Source organism: Spirillospora sp. NPDC046719, from assembly GCF_040645715.1.
Taxonomy (GTDB): domain Bacteria; phylum Actinomycetota; class Actinomycetes; order Streptosporangiales; family Streptosporangiaceae; genus Spirillospora.
This window is the reverse complement of record NZ_JBEYYT010000471.1, coordinates 1-6950: the sequence shown is the minus strand read 5'-3', so window position 1 is coordinate 6950 and position 6950 is coordinate 1. Positions and strand designations below refer to the sequence as shown.

Annotated in this window: 4 protein-coding genes and 1 pseudogene; all 5 read left to right on the top strand. The window is 71.3% G+C overall.

Translation table 11 applies throughout. From position 1 onward, the window contains the following. Window positions 1–422: 422 nt before the first annotated feature. Window positions 423–1763, top strand: coding sequence for a DUF6801 domain-containing protein (locus ABZ914_RS43365; RefSeq protein WP_500200591.1), 1341 nt, complete (start codon window positions 423–425; stop codon window positions 1761–1763). Window positions 1764–2042: 279 nt separating this feature from the next. Then, on the top strand, window positions 2043–2669 hold the full coding sequence (locus ABZ914_RS43360; RefSeq protein ID WP_500200590.1) for a hypothetical protein: 627 nt from the start codon (window positions 2043–2045) through the stop codon (window positions 2667–2669). A 181-nt stretch (window positions 2670–2850) separates the two neighbouring features. Continuing rightward, a complete protein-coding gene (locus ABZ914_RS43355) occupies window positions 2851–5451 on the top strand; it encodes a DUF6801 domain-containing protein (RefSeq protein WP_500200589.1) in 2601 nt (866 codons plus the stop codon). Window positions 5452–5582: 131 nt separating this feature from the next. Continuing rightward, window positions 5583–6737, top strand: coding sequence for a DUF6801 domain-containing protein (locus tag ABZ914_RS43350; RefSeq protein ID WP_500200588.1), 1155 nt, complete (start codon window positions 5583–5585; stop codon window positions 6735–6737). Then, window positions 6737–6950: pseudogene (locus tag ABZ914_RS43345) on the top strand (hypothetical protein); the annotation flags it as partial. The gene ABZ914_RS43350 and the pseudogene ABZ914_RS43345, both read left to right, overlap by 1 nt.

The following is a 6950-nucleotide window of genomic DNA, read 5'->3' as shown; positions in this document are numbered from 1 at the left end:
CCCGCCGTCACCGCCGCCGCAGCCGGCGGCGAACAGAAGCGTCGCGGCGAGCAGCAGCGCCGCCGCCGGCCGGGTACGAGCTGGCATCGGCTTCACCTCGGGTCCTTCGGATGAGACGTCGGCGGCCCCGCGCCGCGCGGCGGCCGGGGAAAAGCCATTATCGTCCGCCCCGGCGAGCGCTCCTTATCACTCGGATAAAGTTCGGGAACGCGCGCTTGTCAGTCGGTTGACAAGCATTTCAAATGCCCGGCCGATGCTCACCGGAGTATGAACAAGGCTTTTCCTTGCGCGCTGGGTGAGCAATTTTTCCGGTCGTCTTGTGCGGCCGCGTTCTTTCGTGGTCCCATCCGGTCCCGGGCTCGTGACAGGTGCGGAATGCGACCGCCGGCGGGCCGGACGGACGATCTCCGATGGGTGGGGCGATGATCAGTGTGCGCGCACGTCGGGCCGGCCGCCTGATGGCGGCGGCCGGAGCCGGCGCGCTGCTCGCCGCCGGCCTGAGCGGTGCCGGGGCCGAGGCTACGGGCACCCAGAACGCCGACCTCACGGTGTCGTACCAGTGCGCGTTCCCCGCCGGGCCGCAGCAGGTGAGCGTCCGCTACCGGGCGCCGTTCCCGGCGTCGGCGCGGCCGGGCGAGCAGGTGCGGCCGGGCGAGGCGACGGCGACCCTGACCGTCCCGCGCGCCGCCCTCGCCGACCTCGACGCGGCGAAGGTCGGCGGGACCGTGCAGGTGGCGGCGCAGACCACGCAGAACGGGACGGCCGCCAGGGCGGACTGGCCCGCGTTCACCGTCGAGCCCGCGCCCGTGCCCGGCGACGGGGACGTGACGCTCACCGCGACCGGGCGGCCCGCCGCCGCGACCGCCGGGCCCTCGGGCACCCTCTCGTTCAGCCTCGGCGAACTCGACCTGGGCCTCGGGCCCGCGCCGGCGCCCGCCGCCGGAGGCACCAAGGAGACCCCCGTCGCCTGCACCCCCGCGCAGGGACAGGCGCGGGTCCTCGCGGCGGTCCCCGTGGTGGCGGACGGCACCGCGCCCGCCCCCGCCCCGTCCCCGAAGGCGACCGCGGCGGTGCCCCCGGGGGAGGCCCCGCCGGACTGCCAGGACCTCAAGGAGCCCGGATGGCTGATCTCCGGCTGCGTCTACATGAACGGCTTCGCGAACGTGCGCAAGCTCGACGGCGCGACCGTGCTCAATGACCCGGCCGCCCCGGACCCGGCGCTGACGAACGTCGAGTACAACATCGTCCCGAACCTGCCCACGGGCACCGGGACGGACGTCCGCTTCCGGTTCCACGAGCCGCTGCGCTCGAAGGCGACCTTCCTGACGTTCGGCTTCATGCCCACGACGGCCACGATGGAGATGGACCAGGTCGGGCTCGGCACGGAGACCTCCGCGCCGTACGAGAAGGGCCAGACGCGGCAGCGCGTCCAGGCCCGGATGCGCGTCACCATCCGGCTGTACGACGTGACGGTCAACGGGACGCCGCTGGACGTCGGCGCGCACTGCGCGTCCGACCGGGCGGTGGACATCGAGCTCGGCGACGCCCCCGGCGCCGACGTCACCAACATCGTCAAGGGCGGGACGCTCCACGGCTCCTTCGAGATACCGCCCTTCAAGGGATGCGGGTCGGGAGAGAACCTGGACCCGCTTTTCACCGGCGCCGTTTCGGGGCCCGGAAACTATCTGAAGGTCAGCCAGGGAACCATCTGCGGCCGCGCCGCGGCCACCTGCCCGCCGGCAATGCCGGAACTGAAGAGATAACGGCTCGCCTGGCCCGACGGCCAGCGAAAGGCATGCCCGCCGAACGGGCATCATGCCTGCTCAGCATGCCCGAAAAAGCGTTGTCATTCGACAATAAAGGCCACGTGAGGCGGCGATTGAAACGTCTCAGAATTTGTCATCGGCGTCCGATGACGAATGCGGTTGACGGCGAGTAGCTTACCGGCGTAACACCACGGAAAACGGTTCTCAGGAGGTGATGCGGTATCGGGGGTGAGCAGCACATCGGATAACCGCGTTTCAGAGAATCGAGAGGTACCAGTGAAGACCACCAAGAACACCCGGCGCAGGGGCGGGATGCTCGCCGGCGCGGCCATCGCGCTCGGCGCCGCCGCCATCGCGTCGGCGATGCCGGCCTCGGCCGCCGCGCCGATCCACTACTCCTTCGACCTCAAGGGGTCGTCGTTCATCAAGGCGCCGAACGGCACCACCCCCCTCACCGGGAGCGTCGAGGCCGACCTCGACGTCACCAAGCCCGCCGACAACGTCACGGCGGACCTGACGCTGAACCCGACCAAGGGCAACTTCCAGATCCTCGGCATCCTGCCGGTGACCGCGGACATCGCCTTCGTCCAGCAGGGCAAGACCACCGGCACCTACGCCAACAGCGAGCTCACGACGGACTCCAAGATGTTCGTCAAGCTCGGCTCGTTCAACGTGTTCGGGGCCATCCCGATCGGCGGCGGCGACCAGTGCCAGACCACCCAGCCGTCGGACATCGTCCTCAAGTCGGACGGCAAGTTCATCCCCTCCAAGGGCGGCACGCTCAAGACGAGCGACTACTCGCTGTCCTCCATCGACAACTGCGGCCCGCTGACGGGGATCCTCAGCCTCTTCACCGCCGGGTCCGGCAACACGATCTCGCTCGACCTCACCGCCAAGGCGTAGTCCACGCCAAGGCGCCGGTCACCGCCAAGGCGCAGGCCCCGGCCTCGCCTGGCCGACGGCGTCGCCCCCGCCTCCCCGCCGGCGGGGGCGGACCCGTCACCGCACGTCGCGGACCCGGTCCGCGGCCCGGCATGCCCCCCAACCTCACGCACACGAGAGGTACGAGGTGAAACCGAAGAACATGTCCCGAAGAGTCAGGACCGGTACGGTCCTCGGCTCCACGGCGGGCCTGATGCTCGCCATGGCGAGCGTCGTGGCGGCGCCGGCGGCGTCCGCCGACGCCGGCCTGACCCTCAAGTACCGGTGCAGCTACCCGCTGATCGGGCAGCAGGACCTCAACGTCGCGATCTCCACCGACATCCCGGACAAGGTCGCGCTGAACACCCCGTCGCCCACGATCAACATCAAGGCGGTCTCGACCGTCAGCGCCGACACCACGTTCGGCCTGTGGACGACCCTCACCAAGAAGCTGACCGGCACGGCGAAGGCGCAGGCGTCGCTCGTCGCGCCGCAGTACCCCAGCGGGCTGCCGCTGAAGCCGAACATGACGCTGGCCGACGCCAGCGTCCCCGACTCGGGGCCGTTCGACATCACCGCCACCGGCACGCAGGTGCCGCTGACGTTCAACAAGGCCGGCTGGGCGCAGATCACGGTCGGCAACCTCGACCTGGCGATCAGCCCGCTCGGCGCGGACGGCAAGCCCACCGGGCTCGGCCAGATCAACGCGTCCTGCAAGCAGCTGCCGGGGCAGAACAACGTCCTGAAGCAGTTCCTCATCGAGGACGGCACCAACCCGCCGAAGCCGGACCCGGTCCCGGGCAAGTACCCGGCGCCGAACCCGGTGCAGACCCTCGCGGGCGACCTGCCGTCCTCGCCGGAGAAGTCGCTGCAGTACACCTGCCCGTACCCGCTGGTGGGCGACGGCGACCTGACCGTCAAGGTCAAGTCGAACTTCCCGACCGAGGTCCCGGTGAACACCACCGCGCAGGACTTCATCTCGCAGGCGATCCAGGTGACGTCCGTCTCCACCGTTCCGGCGGACGTCAACGAGAACGGGCTCCAGCAGCTCGGCGCCGTGCAGATGGACGGGACCGCCCTGGCGCACCCGACCATCACGGTCCCGGAGATCGCCAACCCCGTGCCGCTGCAGATGGCGCTGAAGCTCGACAAGACGAAGGTGCCCCCGACCGGCCCGGTCTCGATCAACGGCCCGGGCAAGGCCCCGGCGCTGTCGTTCACCAAGACCGGCGCCGGCAAGGTCGCCCTGGACGACATCGACATCCAGAACTTCACGACCTACGACGCCGACGGCAACCCCGCCAACCTCGGCGACTTCACCTGCCACCTGAAGTCCGGGCAGGACAACACCCTGTTCAGCTTCACGATCAAGGACGGCGGCTCGACGACGCCGCCCGACACGATCGCCCCATCGGTTCCGGCGAACGTGAGCGGCACGGCGACCGGTGGCTCGGTGGCGCTGAAGTGGGACGCCTCGACCGACAACGATGGTGGTTCGGGCGTCAAGGGCTACTACGTGACGGTGGACGGTAAGAAGGGCGACCTGGTGACGGGTACGTCCACGACCATCTCGGGTCTGGCGGACGGTGACCACACCTTCGCGGTGTCGGCCGTGGACAACGCGAACAACGAGTCCGTCGCGTCGGCTCCGGTCACGGTGAAGGTCGCGACGGGCCCCGGCCCCGACAAGACCGCCCCGTCGGTTCCGGCGAACGTCAAAGGCACGGCGAACAACGACTCGGTCGCGCTGTCCTGGGACGCCTCGACCGACAACGACGGTGGCTCGGGCGTCAAGGGCTACTACGTGACGGTGGACGGTAAGAAGGGCGACCTGGTGACGGGTACGTCCACGACCGTCTCCGGCCTGGCCGACGGTGACCACACCTTCGCGGTGTCGGCCGTCGACAACGCGAACAACGAGTCCGACCCGTCGGCTCCGGTCACGGTGAAGGTCGCGACGGGCCCCGGCCCCGACAAGACCGCCCCGTCCGTCCCGGCGAACGTCAAGGGCACCGGGTCCGACGACGGTTCCGTGGCGCTGATCTGGGACGCCTCCACCGACAACGACGGCGGCTCCGGCGTCAAGGGCTACTACGTGACCGTGGACGGCAAGAAGGGCACCGCCGTGGTCACCGGTACCTCGACCAAGGTTACCGGCCTGGCCAAGGGCGACCACACCTTCGCGGTGTCGGCCGTGGACAACGCGAACAACGAGTCCGACCCGTCCGCGCCCGTCACGGTGACCGTGCCCGGCACGCCGACCGGCGGCGGCGCGGCGTTCACGCTGTCCGGGTCGTCGACCATCAAGGGCCTGAACGGCAAGGTCGCGCTGAACGGCGCGGTCAACGCCACGGTCGACGGCGGCGGCAAGGTCTCCGCGGACCTGACGCTGAACCCGACCACCGGCACCTTCTCGCTGTTCGGGTTCATCCCGGCGACCGCCGACATCGCCTTCGCCCCGCAGGGCAAGACGACCGGCACCCTGTCGGGCACCACCCTCAGCACCGACACCAAGACCGTCGTCAAGATCCCCTCGATCAAGGTGTTCGGGATGGACCTCGGCGTCGGCAGCACCTGCCAGACGAGCGCCCCGGCCGACATCCCGCTGAAGTCCACCAACTTCAGCGTGGCGGGCGGCGGGACGCTCACCGGCACCTACACCCTGCCCGGCCTGACCGGCTGCGGCTTCCTCACCCCGCTGGTCAGCGCGCTGGCCGCCGGCCCGGGGAACACGATCGACCTGAAGGCCGCGCCGAAGAAGTGATCCTTCGGCAGTGACCGAACGGTCCTGATTCCGGCCCCCGCCGCTCTTCCAGGGACGGCGGCGGGGGCCACCTCCCCGCACACTCGCACCCCCTCGCATCCCCCGCAGGACGAGCACCAGGAGAGACAGCAGTGAGAGCCACGAGGAGAACGGCCGGGCGGACGGCCGGGAACGCGGCCGTCGCGTGCGCCGTCGCGCTCGCGTCCGGCGCCGCCGCCCTCGCCGGGACCGCGGCGCCCGCCGCGGCCGACCCGGTCTCGCTGACCCTGGGCTACCACTGCGTGTTCCCGCTGATCGGCCCGGAGCCGGTCAGCGTCAAGATCAGCACCGATGTGCCGAAGACCGTGGTCAGCGGGCAGCAGGTGCCGGGGTTCACGGTGGACTCCGTCTCCACCGTCAGCGCCGGCTCGACCCGCGGCCTGGCCGCCGTCGGGACCGCGAAGCTCGACGGCACCGCGCTGGCGAAGGCGTCGATCACGGTGCCCGACGTGCCGTCCGGGCTGGCCGTGCCCGTCACTTCGAAGCTCGACACCACCGCCGTCCCCGCCGAGGGCGCCTTCGACGTCCACGCGCGCGGCACCACCGTCCCGCTGACGTTCCGCAAGACCGGCAAGGGGACGATCCGGGTCGGGGACCTCGTGCTCACGCTGACGCCGTCGATCGCCGACGGCGGCCCCTCCGGGCTCGGCACGTTCGAGTCCGAATGCACGCAGGACCCCGGGCAGGACAACGTGCTCGCGACGTTCGACGTCGTCGACTCCACGCCCACCCCGACCCACCACGACTACACGGTGCAAGGGACGGCGACCGTCAAGGCGGGCGCCGGGACCGTCCCCCTGAACGGCTCCCTCAGCGCCGACATCGACCCGGGCACCGGGAACGTCACCGGCGCCCTCGACCTCGACCCCGCCACGGGCGCCCTCAAGGCGTGGGGGTTCCTGCCGGTCACGGCGGACGTCGCGTTCGGACGGCCCGCCGCGACCACCGGGAAGCTGGCCGGCGGCGCGCTGACCGCCGACGCCGCGCTGGACGTCCGGGTGACGTCGTTCGCGGTGTTCGGGCTCCCGGTCGGCGGCGGCGATCAGTGCCGGACGGCCGCGCCCGCCGACGTCCCGCTGGACTCCGGCGGCCCCTTCGACCCGGCGCTGGGCGGACGGCTCGCGAGCACCGGCTTCACGCTTCCCACGCTCCAGGACTGCGGCGTGCTGACCGGGCTGCTCGGCTCGTTCACCTCCGGTCCCGGCAACACCGCCGACCTGACCCTCACCCCGAAGGAGCAGGGCTGATGCAGGTCCGCACGCACCCCGCCCGCCGCAGGCGCCCCGCCGTCGACGCGCATCCGAGCGCCGGTGCGCACGCCGCCGTCGGCGCGCCCGCCGCGCGTCGCATGCGCTGTGTACGCCGCATGCATCATGTACGGCTCGTCGCCGCACTCGCGGCGGTGGTGGCGTTGACGGCGGCCACCGCGGGCCCCGCCGAGGCGGCGCCCGCCCGTCCCG

Excerpts from the sequence above, each read along its gene's own strand:
- ABZ914_RS43365 (WP_500200591.1), top strand. The coding sequence starts at position 423 with ATGATCAGTGTGCGCGCACGTCGGGCCGGCCGCCTGATGGCGGCGGCC.
- ABZ914_RS43355 (WP_500200589.1), top strand. The coding sequence starts at position 2,851 with ATGTCCCGAAGAGTCAGGACCGGTACGGTCCTCGGCTCCACGGCGGGC.